19 protein-coding genes and 1 other RNA gene are annotated in these 18,124 nt (G+C 69.6%); 10 read left to right on the top strand and 10 right to left on the bottom strand.

Going from position 1 to position 18,124, the window contains the following annotated elements; genetic code table 11:
- Positions 1–31 precede the first annotated feature (31 nt).
- From cobU to AC3WLE_RS04975, 4 genes are read left to right on the top strand one after another with little or no spacing between them, the layout of a single operon-like run.
- On the top strand, positions 32–727 hold the full coding sequence (gene cobU / locus AC3WLE_RS04990) for a bifunctional adenosylcobinamide kinase/adenosylcobinamide-phosphate guanylyltransferase (RefSeq protein ID WP_492319736.1): 696 nt from the start codon (positions 32–34) through the stop codon (positions 725–727).
- Positions 721–1,695: an adenosylcobinamide-phosphate synthase CbiB gene (gene cbiB / locus AC3WLE_RS04985; RefSeq protein WP_492319717.1), complete on the top strand. Its 975-nt coding sequence runs from the start codon at positions 721–723 to the stop codon at positions 1,693–1,695. Before cobU ends, cbiB begins: the two co-directional genes overlap by 7 nt.
- On the top strand, positions 1,692–2,711 hold the full coding sequence (gene cobD, locus AC3WLE_RS04980) for a threonine-phosphate decarboxylase CobD (protein WP_492319716.1): 1,020 nt from the start codon (positions 1,692–1,694) through the stop codon (positions 2,709–2,711). The genes cbiB and cobD overlap by 4 nt, the downstream gene beginning before the upstream one ends.
- 18 nt (positions 2,712–2,729) lie before the next feature.
- A complete protein-coding gene (locus tag AC3WLE_RS04975; RefSeq protein ID WP_492319715.1) occupies positions 2,730–3,635 on the top strand; it encodes a cobalamin-binding protein in 906 nt (301 codons plus the stop codon).
- Here AC3WLE_RS04975 and AC3WLE_RS04970 read toward each other — a convergent pair whose 3' ends face one another.
- Genes AC3WLE_RS04970 through AC3WLE_RS04940 form a run of 7 tightly spaced genes read right to left on the bottom strand, consistent with a single transcriptional unit; the run spans position 3,636 to position 10,488 of the window.
- Positions 3,636–4,217: a histidine phosphatase family protein gene (locus tag AC3WLE_RS04970; RefSeq protein WP_492319714.1), complete on the bottom strand. Its 582-nt coding sequence runs from the start codon at positions 4,215–4,217 to the stop codon at positions 3,636–3,638.
- Positions 4,202–5,026 carry an adenosylcobinamide-GDP ribazoletransferase gene (locus tag AC3WLE_RS04965; protein WP_051591649.1) on the bottom strand — a complete coding sequence of 275 codons (825 nt, stop codon included), beginning with the start codon at positions 5,024–5,026 and terminating at the stop codon, positions 4,202–4,204. Before AC3WLE_RS04965 ends, AC3WLE_RS04970 begins: the two co-directional genes overlap by 16 nt.
- Complete coding sequence (cobT, locus tag AC3WLE_RS04960; protein ID WP_492319713.1) at positions 5,023–6,063, bottom strand: nicotinate-nucleotide--dimethylbenzimidazole phosphoribosyltransferase; 1,041 nt, start codon at positions 6,061–6,063, stop codon at positions 5,023–5,025. The genes AC3WLE_RS04965 and cobT overlap by 4 nt, the downstream gene beginning before the upstream one ends.
- 33 nt (positions 6,064–6,096) lie before the next feature.
- Positions 6,097–6,729: a cob(I)yrinic acid a,c-diamide adenosyltransferase gene (gene cobO, locus AC3WLE_RS04955; protein WP_492356527.1), complete on the bottom strand. Its 633-nt coding sequence runs from the start codon at positions 6,727–6,729 to the stop codon at positions 6,097–6,099.
- Entirely contained in the window at positions 6,722–7,564 is an 843-nt protein-coding gene (locus AC3WLE_RS04950; RefSeq protein ID WP_492319711.1) for an ABC transporter ATP-binding protein, read from the bottom strand. The genes cobO and AC3WLE_RS04950 overlap by 8 nt, the downstream gene beginning before the upstream one ends.
- Positions 7,561–8,568 carry a FecCD family ABC transporter permease gene (locus AC3WLE_RS04945; RefSeq protein WP_492319710.1) on the bottom strand — a complete coding sequence of 336 codons (1,008 nt, stop codon included), beginning with the start codon at positions 8,566–8,568 and terminating at the stop codon, positions 7,561–7,563. Before AC3WLE_RS04945 ends, AC3WLE_RS04950 begins: the two co-directional genes overlap by 4 nt.
- A 15-nt stretch (positions 8,569–8,583) precedes the next feature.
- On the bottom strand, positions 8,584–10,488 hold the full coding sequence (locus AC3WLE_RS04940) for a TonB-dependent receptor domain-containing protein (RefSeq protein ID WP_492319709.1): 1,905 nt from the start codon (positions 10,486–10,488) through the stop codon (positions 8,584–8,586).
- A gap of 582 nt (positions 10,489–11,070) precedes the next feature.
- On the opposite strand from AC3WLE_RS04940, the gene AC3WLE_RS04935 reads away from it, so the two are divergent.
- The 6 genes from AC3WLE_RS04935 to AC3WLE_RS04910 all read left to right on the top strand — a co-directional run bounded on the left by AC3WLE_RS04935 (position 11,071) and on the right by AC3WLE_RS04910 (position 14,486).
- Positions 11,071–11,391: a hypothetical protein gene (locus tag AC3WLE_RS04935; protein ID WP_010814920.1), complete on the top strand. Its 321-nt coding sequence runs from the start codon at positions 11,071–11,073 to the stop codon at positions 11,389–11,391.
- Positions 11,388–11,720, top strand: a complete 333-nt coding sequence (locus tag AC3WLE_RS04930; RefSeq protein WP_035823521.1) for a cell division protein ZapA — start codon at positions 11,388–11,390, stop codon at positions 11,718–11,720. Before AC3WLE_RS04935 ends, AC3WLE_RS04930 begins: the two co-directional genes overlap by 4 nt.
- A gap of 266 nt (positions 11,721–11,986) precedes the next feature.
- Positions 11,987–12,204, top strand: a non-coding RNA gene (gene ssrS, locus AC3WLE_RS04925) — 6S RNA.
- Positions 12,205–12,313: 109 nt separating this feature from the next.
- On the top strand, positions 12,314–12,796 hold the full coding sequence (locus tag AC3WLE_RS04920; RefSeq protein WP_010814922.1) for an EVE domain-containing protein: 483 nt from the start codon (positions 12,314–12,316) through the stop codon (positions 12,794–12,796).
- 52 nt (positions 12,797–12,848) lie between these two features.
- Positions 12,849–13,673, top strand: a complete 825-nt coding sequence (locus AC3WLE_RS04915; RefSeq protein WP_492319708.1) for a sulfite exporter TauE/SafE family protein — start codon at positions 12,849–12,851, stop codon at positions 13,671–13,673.
- Between the two features lie 114 nt (positions 13,674–13,787).
- Positions 13,788–14,486 (top strand): SIMPL domain-containing protein, encoded by a 699-nt coding sequence (locus AC3WLE_RS04910; RefSeq protein WP_492319707.1) that lies wholly within the window; start codon positions 13,788–13,790, stop codon positions 14,484–14,486.
- A gap of 104 nt (positions 14,487–14,590) precedes the next feature.
- Here AC3WLE_RS04910 and AC3WLE_RS04905 read toward each other — a convergent pair whose 3' ends face one another.
- The 3 genes from AC3WLE_RS04905 to AC3WLE_RS04895 all read right to left on the bottom strand — a co-directional run bounded on the left by AC3WLE_RS04905 (position 14,591) and on the right by AC3WLE_RS04895 (position 18,058).
- On the bottom strand, positions 14,591–16,144 hold the full coding sequence (locus tag AC3WLE_RS04905; protein ID WP_492319706.1) for a malonate--CoA ligase: 1,554 nt from the start codon (positions 16,142–16,144) through the stop codon (positions 14,591–14,593).
- 73 nt (positions 16,145–16,217) lie between these two features.
- A complete protein-coding gene (locus AC3WLE_RS04900; RefSeq protein WP_010814926.1) occupies positions 16,218–17,000 on the bottom strand; it encodes an enoyl-CoA hydratase/isomerase family protein in 783 nt (260 codons plus the stop codon).
- A 44-nt stretch (positions 17,001–17,044) separates the two neighbouring features.
- Positions 17,045–18,058, bottom strand: a complete 1,014-nt coding sequence (locus AC3WLE_RS04895) for a Bug family tripartite tricarboxylate transporter substrate binding protein (RefSeq protein ID WP_492319704.1) — start codon at positions 18,056–18,058, stop codon at positions 17,045–17,047.
- Between the last annotated feature and the right edge of the window lie 66 nt (positions 18,059–18,124).

The raw sequence follows: 18,124 nt of genomic DNA, 5'->3' as shown, positions 1-18,124 counted from the left end.
CGCACCGGTGCCTGCAACACCTCCCCGTGCGATGCCCGGATGCGGCGGCTACAATACGCGGATGGAAACCCCGGCCATCGCACCCGCCTCCGCCCCCGACACCGCCAGCCAGCCGCGTGCCGCCGGCGGACACGGTAACCGCCAGCTCACCCTGGTGCTGGGCGGCGCGCGTTCCGGCAAGAGCCATTACGCCGAACAGCTCGCCACCGACCATGCCACCATCACCGGCGGCCCGGTCACCTACATCGCCACCGCGCACCAGGACCCGGCGCACGCCGACCAGGAGCTGGAGGTCCGCATCGCCCTGCACCGCGCCCGCCGCCCCGCCGACTGGCGCCTGGTGGAAGAACCGGTGCACCTGGCCGATGCGCTCTACGCCAACGCGCGCCACGACGGCTGCATCCTGGTGGATTGCATGACGCTGTGGATGAACAATCTGATCTTCCCCGACGGCCGCGCGTACCCTGAGCATGGCGTGATCACGCCGCCGGATGCCTTCACCGAGGAAATCGAAGCGCTGCTCACCGCGCTGCCGACGCTGCCGGGCCATGTGATCCTGGTCTCGAACGAGATCGGCTTCGGCGTGATCCCGATGGGCGCCATCACCCGCTTCTATGTCGATGAACTGGGCCGCCTGAACCAGAAGCTGGCCGCCGCCGCCGACTGCGTGCGGCTGATGGTGGCAGGCATTCCGGTTGCGGTGAAAGGCGCCGATCCCACATGCTGATGCTGGCCTGGCCGGCATGCGTGGCAGCGGCACTGACGGGCGTTGTGCTGGACCGTTGGCTGGGCGAGCCGCGCCGCTGGCATCCGCTGGTGGGCTTCGGCCGCATCGCTGCCGCACTTGAGCGGCGGCTCAACCCTGCGCCGCACCGCGGCGCGCCCTGGCGCCAGCGCCTTGCCGGTCTCGCCGGCTGGTGTGTGCTGGTGCTGGTGCCGGCAGCGCTCGCATGGTGGCTGGTCGACGCTGCGGCCAGCCTGCATCCTGTTGCCGCCCTGGCGCTGCATGCGGTGGCGCTGTACGCGGCACTCGGCGCGCGCAGCCTGCACCAGCATATCGCCCCGATCGCCACCGCCCTCGCCGCCGCAGACCTGCCCGCCGCGCGCACGCTGACCGCGCGCATCGTCTCGCGCGACACCGCCGATGCCGATGCTGAAGCACTGGCCCGTGCCGCCTGCGAGTCGGCGCTGGAGAACGGCAACGACGCGGTCTTCGGGGCGCTGTTCTGGTTCCTGGTCGGCGGCGCGCCCGCCGTGATCGTGTTCCGGCTGGCCAATACGCTCGATGCGATGTGGGGCTACCGCACGCCGCGGCTGCTGTATTTTGGCTGGGCCGCGGCGCGCATCGACGACGGGCTCAACCTCGTGCCCGCGCGCCTGACCGCGCTGTCCTATGCGCTGCTCGGCGCCACCGCGCAGGCGCTGCATTGCTGGCGCACGCAGGCGCCGGCATGGTCGAGTCCCAATGCCGGCCCCGTGATGGCCGCGGGCGCCGGTGCGGTGGGCGTGCGGCTCGGCGGCCCGGCGCGCTATCACGGCGAGATCGAGCAACGCCCGCCGCTGGGTGCTGGCCCTGCGCCGCAAGCCGCGCACGTGATGGCCTGCCTGCGGCTGGTCGAGCGCACCTTGTGGCTGTGGCTCGCGCTGGCAGGCGCCAGCGCGCTGGCCGTCCTTGCGCTTGCCACGCCGGCATGAACACCGCCCTGCCCCCGATCCGCCACGGCGGCGACCTGCTTGCCGCGGTGCGCCGCTACGGCCGCCCCGCCGGCGACTGGCTCGACCTGTCCACCGGCATCAATCCCGACGGCTATCCGGTGCCGACTCTGCCTGCGCAAGCGTGGCAACGGCTGCCGCAGGATGACGACGGACTGGCCGAGCTGGCCGCGCAGGCCTGCGGCGCGCCGCGGGCCTTGCCCGTCGCCGGCTCGCAGGCCGCCATCCGCACGCTGCCGGGTCTGCTGCGCCCGGGCCGCGTTGGCATCGCCGCGCTCGGCTACAGCGAATACGCGCCGGCCTTCGCTGCCGCGGGCCATGCGGTGGCGCCGCTGGATGAAGCGGCTTTCACGCAGGCGGCGCTCGCCGACGAACTCGACCATCTCGTCGTCGTGAACCCGAACAACCCGACCGGCCGCGTGCTGCCCGCCGCCACGCTGCTGGGCTGGCATGCGAAGCTGGCGGCGCGCGGCGGCACGCTGCTGGTCGATGAAGCCTTTATCGACTGCCTGCCCGATGGCTCGGTGGCCGCGCACAGCGGCAAGGCCGGCCTGGTGGTGCTGCGCTCGATCGGCAAGTTCTATGGCCTGGCCGGCATCCGCTGCGGCTTCGTGCTGGCGCAGCCGGCACTGCTCGACGCGCTGCGCCAGCGCCTGGGCCACTGGACCGTATCGGGCCCGGCACGCGAGGTCGCGCGGCACGCCCTGGCCGACCATGCCTGGCACGATGCCAACCGAGCGAGGCTGCAAGCATGCGGGGCGAAGCTGGCCGCGCTGCTGGACCGCCATGGCCTGGCGCCGGTGATGCATCCGCTGTTCTGCTGGGTGCCGCATGGCGACGCCGCACGGCTGCAGCACGGGCTCGCGCAGCATGGCGTCTGGACCCGCTGCTTCGACGCCGCCGGCGGCTGTCCGCCGAGCCTGCGCCTGGGCCTGCCGCCGGACCAGCCGCACGCCTGGCAGCGGCTGGAAGCGGCACTGGCCGCGGTCACTGCCTGAACCACTTTCCCCGATTCCATGCTGAACCGCCTGACGCCCGTTATCGCTTCCACGCTGCTGCTGGCAGCCCTGCCTGCCGCCGCCGCGGTGTCTGCCGTCGACGACGCTGGCCAGACGGTGACGCTGCCGCAGCCCGCGCGCCGCGTGATCTCGCTGGCGCCGCACGTCACCGAGATGATCTTCGCGGCCGGCGGCGGCGACCGCATCGTCGGCACGGTCAGCTACAGCGACTACCCGCCGCAGGCGCGCGAGATCGCGCGCGTGGGCGACAACAAGGCGCTGGACCTGGAGCGCATCGCCGCGCTCAAGCCGGACCTGATCGTGGTCTGGCGCCACGGCAATGCGCAGAAGCAGACCGACCGCCTGCGCGCGCTCGGCATCCCGCTGTTCTACAGCGAGCCGCGCAGGCTGGCCGCGATCCCGGAGAACATGGAGAAGCTCGGCACGCTGCTGGGCACCGAAGCCACCGCGCGGCGCGCTGCCGACGGCTTCCGCCAGCAGGTGGAGACGCTGCGCAAGACTTACGCGGCCCGCCCGCCGGTGACGGTGTTCTACCAGGTCTGGCAGCAGCCGCTGATGACCCTCAACGGCCAGCACCTGGTCAGCGACATGCTGGCGCTGTGCGGCGGGCGCAACCTGTTCGCGGCCGAGACGCCGCTGGTGCCGACCGTGTCGGTCGAAGCGGTGATCGCGGGCAACCCGGAGGCGATGCTGACGGCGGGCATGGGCGCCACGCGCTCGGATCAGCCGCTGCCGGATTTCGAGATGTGGCGGCGCTGGAAGCAGGTCACGGCGGTGGCGCGCAACAACCTGTTCGTGATCGACGGCGACCTGGTCAACCGCGCCGGTCCGCGCGTGGCGCAAGGCGCCGAGCTGATCTGCAAGGACCTCGACACGGCGCGCAAGCGCCGGCCCGCACGCTGATCAGGCGGCGCGGTTCCACCAGCCGAGCCGGACCCCGCCCGGCCCCAGCGTGAAGCCACAACTAGCCCCGAAGCCCAACGCCCAGTTGACCGTCGTCGCCAGCGGCACGCCCAGCCAGTGCGCGGCCAGCATGCGCATCGGGCCGGCATGGCCGACCACCCAGAGACACTCGGCGCGATCCGTGGCAAGCGTTCCCGCCCAGCCGGCAACCCGCGCCATGGCCTGCGCCGGCGCTTCGCCGCCATGCGGGCGCGCGTGCAGCAGGTCGGCCGCCCACTGGTCGAGCGCGGCGCGGTCGATCGAATCCCAGGCGACGCCCTCCCAGCTGCCGAAATCGATTTCGCGCAGCCGGGGTTCGGTGTCGATGGCCGGTGCACCGCCCGGCAGCGCCTGCACCAGCGCCTGCGCGGTGCCGAGCGCGCGCGCCAGCGGGCTGGCGACAATGCGATCCGGCGTGGGCAGGCCCGCGGCGATCCGCGCCGCCGCGGGCGCCAGCGGCGCCACCAGCGGCAGGTCGAGGCAGCCATAGCAGGTGCCCGCCGGCACCTGCGGCTGCGCATGGCGGATCAGGACCACATCCATGCCGCGGCCACCAGGTAGAGCAGGATCTCGGCGCACTGCTGGGCCATGCCGAGGCAGTCGCCGGTATAGCCGCCGATGCGGCGCACGAAGTAGCGGCCGAGCAGCAGGCGCAGCCCCAGCAGCGCGACCACTGCCGCCGCGCAGAACCACGGCGACACCAGCCACAGCGGCACCAGCCCGCACAGCAGCGCGAACGCCAGCCCGGCGCCGGCCAGCTTCTGCGCCACCGGCTTGGCCTTGCCTTGCGCGCGCACGTAGGTCAGCGTGGCCAGATAGCTGACCGCCATCGCGCGGCTGGCGGCGTGCGCGGCGACGATCACCGCCAGCAGCACCATCAACCCGCCGCGCCCCGCGATCGCCACCAGCAACTGCCACTTGAGCAGCAACGCCACCACCAGCGCGATCGCACCGAACGCGCCGATGCGCGAGTCATGCATGATGCGCAGCACGTCCTCGCGCTGCCACGCGCCGCCGAAGGCATCGACGCAATCGGCCAGGCCGTCTTCATGGAAGGCGCCGGTCAGCAGCAGCGTGGCGGCCATGCCCAGCAGCACGGCCACGCCGGGCGGCCACCACAGCATCGCGCCCCAGGTGACCAGCGCGCCCACGCCGCCCACCAGCAGCCCGACCAGCGGGAAGTAGCGCGCGGCGGCGTGCAGGTAGTGCGGTTCGAATCCGGCCCAGCGCGCCAGCCAGCCCGGCAGCGGCACGCGCGTGAAGTAGCCCAGCGCCGTCAGGAAATAGCGCAACTCGCCGGCCACGCCGGCGGCGCTGCCTTGTGCAGGCACCGGGTCGGACGGCACGCTCATGGCGAGGCGGTGCTGACGCCGGCGCCGCTGAAGGTCGCCATTTCGTTCAGGAACGCCGCCGCCGAGGCCAGCAACGGCCACGCCAGCGCGGCGCCCGTGCCCTCGCCCAGGCGCAGGTCCAGCGCCAGCAGCGGCGCGGCGCCGAACTGGTCCAGCAGCGCACGGTGGCCGCGCTCATGTGAGCAGTGCGTGAACACGCAGTACTGCAGCACATTGGGGTCCAGGCGCTGCGCCACCAGCAGCGCGGCCGTGGCAATAAAGCCATCGACCAGGATCACCATGCGGCTCGCGGCGGCGGCCAGGAAGGCGCCTGCCATCATCGCGATCTCGAAGCCGCCGAAGGTGGCCAGCACATCCAGCGGCGCCTGCGCATCGGCATGCAGCGCCAGCGCGCGCTCCAGCACCTCGCGCTTGCGCGCGAGGCCGGCATCGTCCAGCCCGGTGCCGCGCCCGATGCAGTCTGCCAGCGGCAGGCCGGTCAGCCGCTGCATCAGGCAGGCGGCCGCCGAGGTATTGGCGATGCCCATCTCGCCGAAGCCGATCACGTTGCAGCCCTGCTGCGCATGGCGCAGCACGCGCGCCATGCCGGCAGTCATCGCCGCGGCGGCCTGCTCCGGCGTCATCGCGGGTTCGACGGCGAAGTTGCGGGTGCCGTCGGCAATGCGGCAGTTGACCAGGCCCGGTGCCGCCGGCAGCGGCACGCGCACGCCCGCGTCGACAATCTCCAGCGCAATGCCGTGCTGGCGCGAGAACACATTGATCGCCGCGCCGCCAGACAGGAAGTTCTGCACCATCTGCGCGGTGACCTCGGCCGGATAGGCGCTGACGCCGGCGTCGGCCACGCCGTGGTCGGCCGCAAACACGATCACCGTCGGGCGCTGCAACACCGGCCGCGCCGTGCCGAGGATCAGGCCCAGCTGCAAGGCCAGCGATTCCAGCCGGCCCAGTGCGCCGAGCGGCTTGGTCTTGTCGTCGATGGCGGCCTGCAGCTCGGGGCGCAGGGCATCGTCGAGGGGAGTGATTTCCGGAAACTGCATGATGCGTTGACCTTGTATTCAAAAACGATGCGGCTACATCTCGACGCCGCGCTGCGCCTTGATGCCCTGCTGGAAGGCATGCTTGACCGGCGTCATGTCGGTGACGGTGTCGGCCGCCTCCACCAGGGCCGGCGGCGCGCCACGGCCGGTGATGACCACGTGCTGCATCGGCGGGCGCGCGCGCAGGTCGGCAATGACCTGCTCCACATCAAGATAGTGCAGCTTGAGCGCGATGTTCAGTTCGTCGAGCAGCACCAGGCCGATGCCGGGGTCGCGCAGCATGCCGCGCGCCACTTCCCAGGCCGCCTCGGCCTTGGCCACGTCGCGGGCGCGGTCCTGCGTTTCCCAGGTATAGCCCTCGCCCATCACGTGGAAGGCGCACTCGTCCGGGAAGCGGCGCAGGAACATCTCTTCGCCGGTGGGCTGCGCGCCCTTGATGAACTGGACCACGCCAGTGCGCATGCCGTGGCCAAGCGCGCGCACCACCATGCCAAAGCCCGAGCTGGACTTGCCCTTGCCGTTGCCGGTGGTGATGACGATCACGCCGCGCTCATCCTGCGCGGCGGCAATCTTGGCGTCGACGATTTCTTTCTTGCGCTCCATGCGCGCCTTGTGGCGGGCATCGCGGTCCGGGTCTTCTGCAGGGGGGGTCTGGGTATCAGTCATGACGTGTGTCGGGTATGGGTGGGGCGGCGCCGTCGGGGATCAGCGCAGTATGCGCGCCGTCGGTGACGCTGACGATGGCGGTGCGCAGCGCGCGCGAGCAGTGTTCAGGGGTCAGCACCTGGGCGGCAGTGCCATGCAGCGTAGTGCCGTCTTCGGCCATCAGCAGGGCGTGGGTGGCGTAGCGCAGCGCCAGCGTCAGGTCGTGCAGGATCACCACGATGGCATGGCGCCCGGCCCGGGCCAGCGCGGCCAGCTGTTCCAGCACCAGGATCTGGTGGCGCAGGTCCAGGTGCGAGACCGGTTCGTCCAGCAGCAGCAGCGGCGCCTGCTGCGCCAGCGCCGCGGCCAGCGAGGCGCGCTGGCGCTCGCCGCCGGACAGGGTCAGCACATCGCGCGCGGCCAGCGCCTCAATATCCATCGCGCGGATCACTTCGTGCACGATGCGGTCATCCTCGCGCCCGGTCCAGCCCCAGCCGGACAGGTGCGGATGCCGCCCCACGCGCACGGCATCCTGCACCGACATCGAGAAGGTGTCATGCACGGCCTGCGGCAGGTAGGCGCGCTGGCGCGCCAGCACCGCCGGCGCGATCTGCGCCGCCGCGGTGCCGTCGATCTCCGCGCTGCCGCCGTCGGCGTGGCGCAGCCCGGCCAGCACCGTCATCAGCGTGGACTTGCCGGCACCGTTGGGTCCGGCAATGCACCACAGCTGCCCCGCGCCGATGGTCATCGTCAGGCGCTCCACCAGCACGCGCTGGCCGGTGCGCAGCTTCACATCGCGCAGCACGAGCTGCGGACAGGCAGTGAGCGGATGGGACCAGTGCGGGGCCTGGCTCATCGCGGCCTCCGCAGCAGCAGGTAGAGGAAGGTCGGCACGCCCAGCAGCCCGGTGATCACGCCCACCGGCAGCTGCGCGGGCGCGACCACGGTGCGTGCGATCAGGTCGGCGGCCATCAGCAGCGCGCCGCCCAGCAGCGTGGCGGCCGGCAGCAGCAGGCGCTGGTCGTTGCCCCAGGCGAGGCGCACCAGGTGCGGCACCACCAGCCCGACAAAGCCGATCGAGCCGGCCGTGGTGATGGCAGCGGCAATGCACAGCGACGCCAGCAGGAAGGTCGCCAGCCGCACGCGGCCCACGCGCACGCCCAGCGACTGCGCCACGGTCTCGCCCAGCAGCATCACGTTGAGCGCGCGCGCCATCGGCATGGCCAGCAGCAGCGCCACCACCAGCATGGCCAGCGCGCCGCCGTAGGCGGCGGTGCCGCCCAGGTCGCCGGTCAGCCAGAACAGCATGCCGCGCAGGCGCGACTCCGGCGCAATGGAAAGGATCAGGGTAATGACCGCGCCCCAGCCCGCGGCCAGGATCACGCCGGTCAGCAGCAGCCGGGCGCCCGCCTCGCGGTGGCCGCCCTGCACCTGCGGATGCAGCAGGTCGCGCCGCGCCAGCGACGCCACCAGCACCATCGCCCCCAGTGCACCGGCGGCGGCGGCGGCCTGCACGCCCCACCACGGCGCCAGCAGCAGCATGGCCAGCAGCGCGGCAGTGGAGGCGCCGCCCGACACGCCCAGCACATAGGGCTCGGCCAGCGGGTTGCGCAGCAGCACCTGCATCAGCGCGCCGGACAGGGCCAGCAGCCCGCCGCAGGCAAACGCCGCTGCCGCGCGCGGCAGCCGCAGTTCGCGCACGATCGCTGCGGCGGTGCCGGTGTCGGCACCGCTGAGCGCAAGCCAGAGCTCGCGCGCATCGAGTGGCACGCTGCCCAGCGCCAGCGACAACGCGAACGCCAGCAGCGCCGCGAGCGCCAGCACCAGCCAGATCGCCAGGGCGCGCCGGAACTCAGACATGGCGCGCCCGTGCGCTCATCGCTGGCGCCAGCCCAGCGTGATGAAGCCCGCGCGCCCCTGCGTGTTGTAGGGGTAGGCGAGCTGGTAATCCTTGTCGAACAGGTTTTCGACGCGGGCGGCGATGAACCATTGCTTGTCGATGTTGTAGCGGGCGTTCAGGTTGACGATACCGTATCCGCCCAGCCGGCGCGAGCCGGAATCCATGCGCGACGACGACACCAGCCATTCGCCGCCGAAGCGCCAGTTGCCGAAGTCGCGGCCCACGTCGAGCGCGGCATGGCGGCGCGCGCGGCGCAGCAGCTGGGTGTTGGTCTGCTCGTCGACCGGGTTCTGGAAGGTCACGCTGGCGCCGAAGTCGGTGCCATACACGGTGGCGCGCCACGAAGCCTCGATGCCCTGCACCTTGGCCTTGTTGACGTTCTGCGCCAGGAACATGCCGCTGGGCTGCTGCGCCGACACGATCAGGTCGTCGTAGCGCGTCTCGAAGGCGGTCACGCGCAGCAGGCCGGCGCTGGCGGTGGCGTACTGCACGCCGGCCTCGACCGACTTGGCACGTTCGGGCTGCAGGTTCGGCTGGCCGAAGTTGGGGAAGTAAAGCTCGTTGAAGGTCGGCGCGCGGAAGGCATTGCTGACGCTGGCGATCAGCTTGAGCGCATCGGTCACGTAGTAGCCGTAGCCGGCGCGGAAGCTGCCCTGGTTGCCGAAGTCGGAATAATGGTCGTTGCGCGCGTTGAGCTGCAGCTGGTGCTTGCCGATGCGCCCGTCATAGCCGCCGAACACCGAGAACACATTGCGCGTGGGCGCGCCGTAGGCGCTGGAGTCGAGCTCCTGCTGCAGGTAGTCGGTGCCGAACAGCAGCGTGTGGTTGGCGGCCAGCGCATACTCGTTCTGCCAGTTGAACTGGCGGTTGCGGGTATTGAAGGTGCCGTTGGGCCTGCCGTTGAGGAAGGTGTCGCTGCGGTCCTCGCTCTGCGACAGCTTGAAATGGGTGGACCAGTCCGTCCCCACCTTGCCGTTGACGAAGGCCGACAGCGTGTACAGCTCGCTGTTGGTGCGGTTGTCGTCGGTCGGGCGGCCGAAGGCGCTGTCGAACGACAGCTTGCTCTTCGAGTAATAGCCGGTGAAGCCCGCGTCCCAGTTCGGCGCGAAGCGGTGCTTGACCTGGCCCGACACGCTCTGGTTCTCGTACGGGTTGTCGTTGGGATTGGCGCGCGGCGCCTGCTTCGTGTTGATCGACGAGAAGCCGTCGGTCTTGAACGCCGAGCCGGTCAGGTTGAACGAGGTATCGCCGACCTGGCCGCCATAGCCGACCGTGCCCTGGCGCGTGTTGTTGCTGCCGTATTCCACCTGCGCATTGGCCGCCGGCGCCTGGCCCGCGCCGCTCTTGGTGAAGATCTGCACCACGCCGCCGATGGCGTCCGAGCCGTACAGCGCCGACACATTGCCGCGCACCACCTCGATGCGCTCGATCTGGTCGGGCAGGATATTGGCCAGCTGCGCGGTGCCGCTGCTCGCTGACGATACCCGCACGCCGTCGATCAGGATCAGGGTCTGGTTGGAGTTGGCGCCGCGCATGAACAGCGTGGTGTTGGTGCCCATGCCGCCGTTGGCCGAGAACTCCACGCCGGCCTGGTTGCGCAGCAGCGTGCGCAGGTCGGGCGCCTGCGAATTGACGATGTCCTGCTGCGTCACCACCGTGGTGTGAGGCAGCGCCTCGGTAATGGCTTGCGCGGTACGGGTGGAGGTGACCACCACCGGCGCGAGCTGCGTGGTGCGGCTGTCGGTGCCGCTGTCGGCCGCCTGCGCGAACGAAGTGGCCGGAGCCAGGGTGAACGAGGCAATGGCCGCCAGGATGGCGGGCACGGACGGACGCACCGCCGGGGTTGCCGGGCGGGTCGACCTGTGGAGCGATGAACGCATGATGCAGGACTGGATAGGAACGGCCGGGCCCGTTCCCCCGCGGACCATATGGCGATGAGGCGTGCCGCGCACGGGCGGCAGCCCGCGTTCAGGCCGGTATCCGGGCTGGCGACACTGGGCCGGCGCCTTCCCGAACCTGCGGTTCAGTGGCGTGTGGCCGGTCCTGCGGTGCGTGTGGCCGGGAATGGAATCCGGCCTTGCCAGCGGCGTTGCCGGCAGGCTGGCTGTCGGCTATGTCGGGGTCTGGCAGATGCGCACCGCGGTCGCTTACCGTTGCGGGGGCAGCACAGGTTGGCCTGTCCGGCGCGCAGCCGGCCCGGCTCCCTGTTTCCCGTTGAACTGCCCTTTCGCCAGGGACGAAAAGGGCGAGCACCTGGAACGTGCGCGAGTCTAGGGCGTTTCGCCCCCCGCGTCAACGCGGCTGCCAGTAGTGTTTTGTCACAACTCTGGTGGCGTTTTAGGTGCAGAAGCCTGCAACTTCCACGCGGGTCGCCAGTCACAAACCCTTTCCTCCGCATTGTGCAAGCCGGCGCATCGGCTAGAATCGCGATACCTGACACTTCTCCCATCATGACAGGCCCTATGCTCACCGAACTCGAACAACTGGCCGCCAAGATCGGGCGCGTGCTGCACCATGCGGACACCCTGGCGGCGGAGAACCAGCGGCTGCGCGACGAGATCGCCCGGCTGGAGGGCGAAGCCGCGCAGTTGCGCGGCGAGCGCGAGGCCATGGCAGCCGACCGCGAACTGCTCAATATCAAGATCGAGGAAGCGCAGCTGCGCATCCAGTCCATCCTTGACAAGCTGCCGACTGCCAGCGACACGCGCCAGCTCGACCTGCTCGGCGAAGAGGCTGCGGCGCAGGACGCCGAGCCGCACAAGGCTCCCGGAGAACACGCATGAGCAACAAGCAAGTCGAAGTCAATATCGCCGGCCAGCCCTACCGCTTTGCCATCGCGCCCGAGAACGAGGCCGCGCTGCTCGAAGCCGTGGCTCTGGTCGACACGCAAATGAACAAGCTGCGCAACGGCACCGCGGCCAAGGGCGTGGAGCGCGTGGCGGTCATGGCCGCCATCAGCATCGCCTCGGACCTGCTGTCGATGCAGCGCAAGCAGCAGGCCGAGGGCGCGATCCCGGTCGATGCCATCCGCGCGCGCATCCGCGAACTCAACGACCGCGCCGACGAAGCCCTGCGCCAGTATGCGCACGTGGGCACCGGTACGCGCGGCTGAGCAATGAAAGGGGGATGTGCTGCGGATGCCGCGCTGCCGCGCAAAATGTAACGATACGCGCGAGTGGACTTGGTATGCCCTGCAACGCGGTGTATAGTGTAGCCAGACTGCACGAGGCACCATAGATGTGCAGCTACAGGCCAGGTTATCGCGCCCGGCCGCCGTTCTCATCCCATCCTAGTCAGAAACGGCAAACGTCTGACATCCCGCACGCGGATCCGGTTTTCCGGGCACGATGATGCGCCTGGAAAGTCAGACGTTTGACAGTTTCCCTGCCTGGTTCGTGAGGGTCATAAACTCCTTGAACCGATATGCATTGCATGGTGCGGGATCATGTCGCGTGGGCGAGCGCGTCGTCGCATTCATAGTCTGGGCCTGGCCTGGACTCCCTGAGTGGATGATGTACCCGAAATGCGACTTCCGCAGCCACTCTGAACCTCACTTGGGTTCAGGATGCCGACCCAGCGGCCAAGGCGGGGACCCCTTAAAAAGGCGGTGGTTTTCTGAACCATCGCCTTTTTTCTTGCCTGCGCGTCCGCGTGCACACGCTGTGCACGCGGCGCCCTGATCTGCTTCCATTCCTGAGCTGCGCCGTGAGCCCGAACCAGAACCAACGCGCCCGCCAGTACTGGCTGATGAAATCAGAACCGGATGAAGCCAGCATCGACGACCTGGCCCGGGAAGGCACGCTGCCCTGGACCGGCGTGCGCAACTACCAGGCGCGCAACTTCATGCGCGACACCATGCGGATCGGCGACGGCGTGCTGTTCTACCACTCGTCGTGCCCGGAGCCCGGCATTGCCGGCCTGGCCGAGGTCTGCTCCGTGCCCTACCCCGACCCCACCCAGTTCGACCGCAAGAGCCCGTACTATGACGCCGCCTCCAAGGCCGACGCGCCGCGCTGGCTGTTGGTCGACGTGCGCTTCGAACGCAAGAGCGCGCTGATCCCGCTGGCCGCGTTGCGCGAGCATGAGGAACTGGCCGACATGGTGGTGCTGCGTCGCGGCAACCGGCTGTCGATCACGCCGGTGACACCGGCCGAATGGCGCTTCATCACCGGCAAGCTGATGCGCTGAACCCTGCCCGGCCGGCCCAGGCAAGGCTGATCACAACAACCCTGAAGACACGATGCAGTTCGACAACCTGCCGGTGCTGGTTCCTGCCCTGCTTGCCCTGGGCGCTTTCACCGGCTTCTGCGCCGGGCTGCTCGGCGTCGGCGGCGGCATGATGATGGTGCCCTTCCTGACGCTGCTGTTCACCAGCCTGGGCGTTGCCGACGAGGCCATCGTCCATATGGCGATCGCCACCTCGATGGGCACCATCCTGTTCACCTCGTTGTCGTCCGTGCGCGCGCACCACCAGCGCGGCGCGGTGCGCTGGCCGATCGTGCTGGCGCTGGCGCCGGGCATCGTGCTCGGCGGCATGATCGGCGGCGGCAAGGTGTTCGCGGCGCTCAAGACCAGCTGGCTGTCGCTGGCGTTTGCCGGCTTCGTCGGGTTTTCCGCGCTGCAGATGCTGCGCAACCGTCGTCCCAGGCCCGGCCGGCAGCTGCCCGGCCTTGCCGGCATGGCGGGCGCGGGCGGCGTGATCGGCTTCCTGTCCAGCCTGGTTGGCGCGGGCGGCGCCTTTGTCTCGGTGCCGTTCATGACGTGGTGCAACGTGCCGATCCACAACGCGGTGGCGACCTCGGCCGCGCTCGGCTTTCCGATTGCAGCGGCCAGCGTGGCCGGCTATGTCTGGAGCGGCTGGCAGACGCCGGGGCTGCCGGCGGGATCGCTCGGCTATCTCTACCTGCCGGCCCTGCTGGTGATCGCAGCGGCCAGCGTAATGACCGCGCCGCTGGGCGCGCGCACCGCGCACCGCATGGATGTGAGCCAGTTGCGCAAGGTCTTTGCCGCGCTGCTGCTGTGCCTGGCGAGCTATATGTTGTGGAAGGCCTGGCAGGCATTCTGACCCGGACGGGGGAGGCGCGCCCGCGCCGGCTTCGCAACAATCGTTTGCAATGTCGCGGAACGATCGGGCACCCGGTCACGTCTGATACCCATCACGTTTGAACGGGAGAACAACATGAAACAATGGCTTGCCGCCACCCTGCTGGGCACCACCGCCATCGTTGCCTCGGCGCACGGTGGCCCCACTGAAACGCCGTCGGGCGTGCTCTCGCTGAGCGCGCAGGCGGTCACCGAAGTGCCGACCGATATCGTGCACCTGACGCTTGCCGCCGAGCAGGAAGGCGCTGAACCGGCCGCGATTTCCTCGGGCCTGTCGACCCGGACGCAGGCCGTCATCACGCAGGCGCGCCGCGTCCAGGGCGTGACCGCCGAGTCGGGCGGCTTCACCATCCACCCCAACACCGACCGCAACGGCCGCATCAGCACCTGGCGCGGGCGTTCCGAAGTCATCCTGAAGTCGCGCGATTTCTCGGCCGTGTCCAAGCTCGCTGGCGAGCTGGCCAGCCAGATGCAGGTGCAGAACATCGCCTTCTCGCTGTCGCGCGAAGCGCGCGAGGCGGCCGAAGCCAAGCTGGCCGAGCAGGCCATCGCCTCGTTCCGCAGCAAGGCGCAGTCGACCACCAAGCTGTTCGGCTACAACAGCTACACGATCCGCGAAGTCAGCCTGAATGAAACCGGCGTGGTGCCGCCGATGCCGCGCATGTACGGTGCTGCCAAGGCCATGATGGCCGACGCCGCGGTGGCGGTGCCGGTTGAGGGCGGCAAGACGCAGGTGACGGTGTCGGTCAACGGGTCGGTGCAGATGCTGAAGTAACGAAGAAGGGCACGCTGCCGCCCCTCTGTTTGCTCCCTCTCCCGCCTGCGGGAGAGGGAGCAAACCCGCAGCAGTTGAAGTCGCTCAGCCTTTCCCAAAGACCCTCAGAGCACCGCGAACTGCTCGCGCAGCACGTTCTTCTGCACCTTGCCCATGGTATTGCGCGGCAGCTCGTCCACCACGTGCACGCGCTTGGGCACCTTGAAGTTGGCGATGCGGCCCTTGAGCGTGCCGATCAGCGCCGCTTCATCGATATCCGCACCCGGCTTGCGCACCACCACTGCCACCACGGCCTCGCCGAAATCCGCGTGCGGCACGCCGATCACGGCGCTCTCGGCCACGCCTGGCATCTCGTCGATAAAGCTCTCGATTTCCTTCGGGTAGACGTTGTAGCCGCCCGAGATGATCAGGTCCTTGCTGCGCCCGACGATGGTCAGGTAGTTGTCCGGCACCGCGCGCTCGCCGGCCTGGCTGGCAATGGCGCCGCCGAAGCGGCCGACGTCGCCGGTCTTGAACCAGCCGTCCTCGGTGAACTCTTCCCTGGTCTTCTCCGGCATGCGCCAGTAGCCCTTGAACACGTTCGGGCCCTTGACCTCGACATTGCCGATCTCGCCCGGCGTGCACGGCTGGCCCTCGCCATCGACCACGCGCACCGACACGCCCGGCAGCGGCATGCCGACGGTGCCGCCGATGCGCTCGCCCAGCGCGGCATCGTATGGGTTGGACACCAGCATCACGGTCTCGCTCATGCCGTAGCGTTCCAGGATGGTATGGCCGGTGCGCTCGCGGAAGGCATCGAAGGTCTCCAGCAGCAGCGGCGCCGAGCCGGACACGAACAGCCGCATGCGGCGGCAGGTGTCGTCGTCGAAGCGCGGCTCCTGCAGCATGCGCACGTAGTAGGTCGGCACGCCCATCATGACCGTGCAGCGCGGCAGGAATTTCAGCACCTGTGCCATGTCCAGCTTCGGCGCCCAGATCATCTTGGCACCGGCCAGCAGCGCGCCATGCGAAGCCACGAACAGGCCATGCACGTGGAAGATCGGCAGCATGTGCAGCAGCACATCGTCGCTGCGCCAGCCCCAGAATTCATGCAGCGTCTGCGCATTGGAGGCTAGGTTGCGGTGCGTCAGCATCGCGCCCTTGCTGCGGCCGGTGGTGCCGGAGGTGTAGAGAATGGCGGCAAGGTCGTCATCCTGGCGTGCGACCGTCTCGAAGGTATCTGACTTGCCCGCCGCGCGCGACAGCAGCGAGCCGCTGCGGTCGTCGTCCAGGGTAAAGACGTGGTTGACGCCGTGGCGGAACGCCACCTTGGACACCCAGCCGAAATTCTTGCTGCTGCACACCACCACCGACGGCTCGGCATTGCCGACGAAGTAGTCGATCTCTGCCTCCTGGTAGGCGGTGTTCAGCGGCAGGTAGACGTAGCCGGCGCGCAGCGTGGCCAGGTACAGGAACAGCGCTTCGGGGGACTTCTCCACCTGCACCGCCACGCGTGCGCCTTCGGGCAGGTGCAGCGAGGCCAGCAGGTTGGCGAGCTTGGCGGTGGCGCGGTCAAGGTCGTCCCAGCTGTAGTACAGTCCGTCATGGGTCTCGATGCAGCAGGCGGTGCGGTCGGCGGGGAAGCGGGATTCGAACAGGGCGAACAGGTTGGCGTTCATGTCGGGGATCGAACGAAAGGCTGAGGAAAACGAAGAAAACAATGGCGTGTGGAAGCAGTGCTGGCGGCGTGCCCTACTCCCCACGGAACTGCGGTGGCCGGTGCGCGAGGAAGGCGGCCACCCCTTCCGCATGATCCGCGCCTTCGGCGTAGGCAAAATGCGCGTCCAGCTCGGCGGGCGACAGCGGTGCCGGCAGCGGCGCCAGCCGGCGGATGGTGGCCTTGTTGATGCGGGCGGCAACGGGCGCGCCGGCGGCAATGCGGCGCGCCGTGGCCTCGACCTCAGCGGCCAGCGCGCCGGGCTCGACCACGCGGGTCAGCAGCCCTTTGTCGCGCGCCTCGGCGGCGTCGAAGACCCTGCCTTCCAGCAGGATCTCCAGCGCGGCGGCGCGGCCCGCCAGCGCCAGCAGGCCCTGCAGCTCGCCGGGCGCCATCGGGAAGCCCAGGCGGTTGATGGGCACGCCGAAGCGGCTGTCCGAGGCGGCGATGCGCAGGTCGCAGTGGCTGGCGATTTCCAGCCCGCCGCCCACGCATACGCCTTCGATCATCGCCACGGTGGGGTGCGTGCATTGCGCCACCGCCGCCAGTGCCGGCGCGATGGTGGCCATGTGGTAGTGGCGCACCGCGGCCTCGTCGGCGCGCTCTGCCGGGAACTCGGCAATGTCGGCGCCGGCGGCAAAGTTGCCGTCGGCACCGCGCACCACCACGCAGCGCAGCGAGGTATCGGCGGACAGGCGTGCAAAGCCCGCGGCCAGCTCGCGCCACATCTGCGCGGAAATGGCGTTGAGCTTGCCCGCGTGCGACAGCGTCACGGTGGCGGTGGTGCCCTGCGTGGCAAACAATACGGTGCCGCTCATCGCCGCGCCCCCTTGCATCGGATCAGCGTTGACATGGCGCCCCGTCAGTCGATCTTGGCGCCGGACTGCTGCACCACCTGGGCCCAGCGGCGAATCTCGGCGTGCTGGAACTGCGCGAACTGCTCCTGCGTAAACGCCGGCGTCTCGGAGCCGTTGTTAAGCCAGACCTGCTTGAGCTCCGACGTGTTCAGCGCCTTCTCGGTCTCTGCATGCAGGCGGTCGACGATCTCCTTGGGCGTGCCCTTGGGCACCCACATCGCATACCAGGTCGACACGTCATAGTTGGGCACGCCTGCCTCGGCCGCGGTCGGCACGTTGGGGAACGCCGCCGAGCGCTTGCTCGAAGCCACCGCCAGCGCCTTGATGCGGCCCGCGCGGATATGCTGTGCCGACGAGCCCAGGCCGTCGAACATCAGGTCGACCTGGCCCGCGATCAGGTCGGACAGCGCCGGGCCCGCACCCTTGTAGGGGATGTGGGTGATGAAGGTCTTGGTCTGGAGCTTGAACAGCTCGCCCGCCAGGTGGTGCGACGAGCCGTTGCCGGCCGAACCGTAGTTCAGCTTGCCGGGATTGGCCTTGGCGTAGGCAATCAGCTCCTGCAGCGTGTTGGCCTTGACGCGGTTGGGATTGACCACCACCACTTGCGGCGGCTGAGCGATCACCGTGACCGGGATGAAGTCCTTCTCGATGTCGTAGTCCAGCTTCTTGTAGAACGACGGCGCAATCGCGTGGTGCGCGCCGCCGATGAACACCGTGTAGCCGTCCGGCGCAGCCTTGGCCGCAATGCTGGCGCCGACCGTGCCGCCGGCGCCGCCGCGGTTGTCGATCACGAACTGCTTGCCGAGCTGCTTGGACAACTGCGCGGTCAGCGGCCGCGCAAAGGCGTCGGTGCCGCCGCCGGCGGGAAACGGCACGATCACGGTGACGGGCTTGGACGGCCAGGTATCGGCATGCGCTGCGGGTGCGGCGAGCATTGCGCCGGTGCCGAGGCCGGCCAGGCCCAGGGCCACGCCCGTTGCGCGCGCGCACGCGGCCAGGCTGAACTGACGACGATTCATTGGTTGTCTCCTCTCTCTTCTGCGGAAAGTCAATCTGATGGCCGCGCGGCACTGCCGCGGCGCGAA

This window comes from Cupriavidus sp. FW306-1B-F12B, assembly GCF_058781795.1.
This window is presented reverse-complemented; position numbering and strand designations above follow the sequence as displayed.

Coding starts and splice junctions, on each gene's coding strand:
- cobU (WP_492319736.1), top strand. CDS start 32: ATGCCCGGATGCGGCGGCTACAATACGCGGATGGAAACCCCGGCCATC.
- cbiB (WP_492319717.1), top strand. CDS start 721: ATGCTGATGCTGGCCTGGCCGGCATGCGTGGCAGCGGCACTGACGGGC.
- cobD (WP_492319716.1), top strand. CDS start 1,692: ATGAACACCGCCCTGCCCCCGATCCGCCACGGCGGCGACCTGCTTGCC.
- AC3WLE_RS04975 (WP_492319715.1), top strand. CDS start 2,730: ATGCTGAACCGCCTGACGCCCGTTATCGCTTCCACGCTGCTGCTGGCA.
- AC3WLE_RS04970 (WP_492319714.1), bottom strand. CDS start 4,217: ATGGATGTGGTCCTGATCCGCCATGCGCAGCCGCAGGTGCCGGCGGGC.
- AC3WLE_RS04965 (WP_051591649.1), bottom strand. CDS start 5,026: ATGAGCGTGCCGTCCGACCCGGTGCCTGCACAAGGCAGCGCCGCCGGC.
- cobT (WP_492319713.1), bottom strand. CDS start 6,063: ATGCAGTTTCCGGAAATCACTCCCCTCGACGATGCCCTGCGCCCCGAG.
- cobO (WP_492356527.1), bottom strand. CDS start 6,729: ATGACTGATACCCAGACCCCCCCTGCAGAAGACCCGGACCGCGATGCC.
- AC3WLE_RS04950 (WP_492319711.1), bottom strand. CDS start 7,564: ATGAGCCAGGCCCCGCACTGGTCCCATCCGCTCACTGCCTGTCCGCAG.
- AC3WLE_RS04945 (WP_492319710.1), bottom strand. CDS start 8,568: ATGTCTGAGTTCCGGCGCGCCCTGGCGATCTGGCTGGTGCTGGCGCTC.
- AC3WLE_RS04940 (WP_492319709.1), bottom strand. CDS start 10,488: ATGCGTTCATCGCTCCACAGGTCGACCCGCCCGGCAACCCCGGCGGTG.
- AC3WLE_RS04935 (WP_010814920.1), top strand. CDS start 11,071: ATGCTCACCGAACTCGAACAACTGGCCGCCAAGATCGGGCGCGTGCTG.
- AC3WLE_RS04930 (WP_035823521.1), top strand. CDS start 11,388: ATGAGCAACAAGCAAGTCGAAGTCAATATCGCCGGCCAGCCCTACCGC.
- AC3WLE_RS04915 (WP_492319708.1), top strand. CDS start 12,849: ATGCAGTTCGACAACCTGCCGGTGCTGGTTCCTGCCCTGCTTGCCCTG.
- AC3WLE_RS04910 (WP_492319707.1), top strand. CDS start 13,788: ATGAAACAATGGCTTGCCGCCACCCTGCTGGGCACCACCGCCATCGTT.
- AC3WLE_RS04905 (WP_492319706.1), bottom strand. CDS start 16,144: ATGAACGCCAACCTGTTCGCCCTGTTCGAATCCCGCTTCCCCGCCGAC.
- AC3WLE_RS04900 (WP_010814926.1), bottom strand. CDS start 17,000: ATGAGCGGCACCGTATTGTTTGCCACGCAGGGCACCACCGCCACCGTG.
- AC3WLE_RS04895 (WP_492319704.1), bottom strand. CDS start 18,058: ATGAATCGTCGTCAGTTCAGCCTGGCCGCGTGCGCGCGCGCAACGGGC.